The 2394-nt window shown below is 41.2% G+C and carries 2 protein-coding genes; both read left to right on the top strand.

Features of this window, described 5'->3' with window-relative positions:
• Positions 1 to 87: 87 nt before the first annotated feature.
• Positions 88 to 1620 (top strand): IS21 family transposase, encoded by a 1533-nt coding sequence (gene istA / locus ACI4L0_RS09920; RefSeq protein ID WP_439800014.1) that lies wholly within the window; start codon positions 88 to 90, stop codon positions 1618 to 1620.
• Positions 1621 to 1622: 2 nt separating this feature from the next.
• On the top strand, positions 1623 to 2369 hold the full coding sequence (istB, locus tag ACI4L0_RS09925; RefSeq protein ID WP_439800015.1) for an IS21-like element helper ATPase IstB: 747 nt from the start codon (positions 1623 to 1625) through the stop codon (positions 2367 to 2369).
• Positions 2370 to 2394 lie beyond the last annotated feature (25 nt).

Here is a 2394-nt window from a genome sequence, read left to right on the forward strand (position 1 = left end):
TCGTCGCTCAGATTGAACAGTAAAGAAATCAGCGGTAAAATATTTAAACGTGCATAAGCACGAATAAATATCAAGGAGGTCATTGTTATGACCAATTACCGTGAGATTCTGAGATTGAGCAGCTTGGGATTGAACAAAACACAAATCGCTCAAAGCATCGGTTGTTCGAGAACAACAGTTATTCAGGTGCTGAATATCGCTGAAGAGAAAGGAGTATGTTATCCTCTTCCACAGGAGCTGACAGACAGAAAACTGGCTGAATTGCTGTTTCCGAGTGACAAATCACGTCCCGGCTACAAAATGCCTGACTACGAGTATGTACATAAAGAGCTTCAGCGGTCAGGTACAACTCTGAATCTGTTATGGCTGGAGTATTGTGAACAATGCAGTGCTTCACATGAGGTTCCGTATCAACTTACGCAATTCAAAAAGCATTACCGGGATTACGCTGTAAAAATCAACGCAACAATGCACCTTAAGCATAAACCGGGTGAGGTGTTGCAAGTCGACTGGGCTGGGCAAACAGCCGGAATTGTAGATACCGATACAGGGGAGATAATCCCTGCATATATATTTGTTTCTTCCCTGCCGTACAGCGGTTATGCTTACGTGGAAGCATTTTTGTCAATGAATCAGGAATGTTGGATTTCTGCCCATGTAAATGCTTTTAAATATTTTGGCGGTGTTACGAAAATCATTCAGTGCGATAATCTTAAAACCGGGGTTATTGAACATGGGCGAAATGAGGTTAAATTAAACAAGTCCTACAATGAAATGGCAGAACACTACGGTACTGCAATTATCCCTTGCAGAGTCCGTTCACCAAAGGATAAAGCGATGGTAGAAGGCACTGTAGGTGTTATTTCAAATTTCATATTGGCAGCTCTTCGTAATCGTAGATTTTTATCTCTTAATGAACTTAACGAAGCTATTTCTGAGCGTTTGTACACATTTAATCACAAGTCTTTTCAGAAGCGTGACGGAAGTCGTGCAGATGCTTTTGAAGATGAAAAGGCTTTTCTTTTGCCGTTGCCGCCAAAACCGTTTGAACTTTCGGAGTGGAAGATAGCAACAGTTGCACCTAATTACCATATATCCGTTTACAAACAAAATTACTCTGTTCCCTATGAGTATATCAAGCAGAAGGTCGATGTCCGTATTACAAAATCAACTGTTGAAATATTTTATGGTGGCAATCGAATTGCATCTCATCCGAGACTTTACGGAAGGTCTAATCAATACAGCACTCTTGAAACACATATGCCGCCGAATCATCAACAATATGTTCAGTGGAATGGAGAGCGTTTCAGAAAATGGGCATTTAAAATCGGTAAAAGCACTGAAAAAGTCATTTCAGCTGTTTTAAGCGGATACAAGGTTGAGCAGCAAGGGTACAAAGCTTGTATGGGCATTTTGAAGTTGGCAGACAAATATTCTGCTGAGCGTTTGGAAAATGCTTGCTTCAAAGCTCTGACATTTACTCCCAGGCCCTCTCTTAAAAACATACAGGCAATTCTCTCATCAGGTCAGGATAAAATTGAACCTGAGCAACCGGAAAAGGTGTCAACATCACAGTATGGATTCACACGTGGTGCTGAATATTATGAGAGGAGAGACTGATAATGTTAATTGAAAATACCGTAAGCAAATTACAGGAAATGAAGCTCACAGCAATGGCAAAGGCATTTAAAAGCCAGCTTACAGATACGAATATCAACAGTTTATCTTTTGAGGATCGTTTCGGATTGTTGGTTGATCAGGAGTGGACTTCACGAAAGAACAATCATCTGAAGCGTCTGATTAAGCAGGCAAAATTTTCGGATCCACAAGCGTGTGTTGAAGATATTGAATATCACACAGACAGAAATCTTGACAAGGCTCAGATCGCAAGACTTTCCACTTGTGATTTTATCACTGAGCATCACAATCTTTTATTACTTGGTGCAACAGGCAGCGGCAAAACATACATTGCCTGTGCTCTCGGAATGTCTGCAATCCGCAATTTTCTCCCGGTAAAATACATACGACTTCCGGAACTGCTTACAGAACTCGCAATTGCCCGTGGGAACGGTACATACAGAAAAGTTATACAGCAGTACAAAAAGCCGGCACTGCTGATCATTGACGAATGGTTACTGTACCCTTTAAAAGAGAGCGAAGCGAGAGACTTACTTGAAATTGCTGAAGCAAGATACAAAAAGGCATCAACAATTTTCTGCTCACAATTTGATATTCCGGGTTGGTGTGAAAAGATAGGAGATCCCATACTCGCTGATGCGATATGCGACAGAATCGTTCACGATTCATATTCAATTGTGATTGAGTGCAAGGAATCAATGCGTAAGCGTAAAGGAGTAACCGACATTTAAGGCACCTTCGGTGCATCGGGCTTTG

It is taken from the genome of Treponema sp. (assembly GCF_051883275.1).
GTDB lineage: Bacteria > Spirochaetota > Spirochaetia > Treponematales > Treponemataceae > Treponema_D.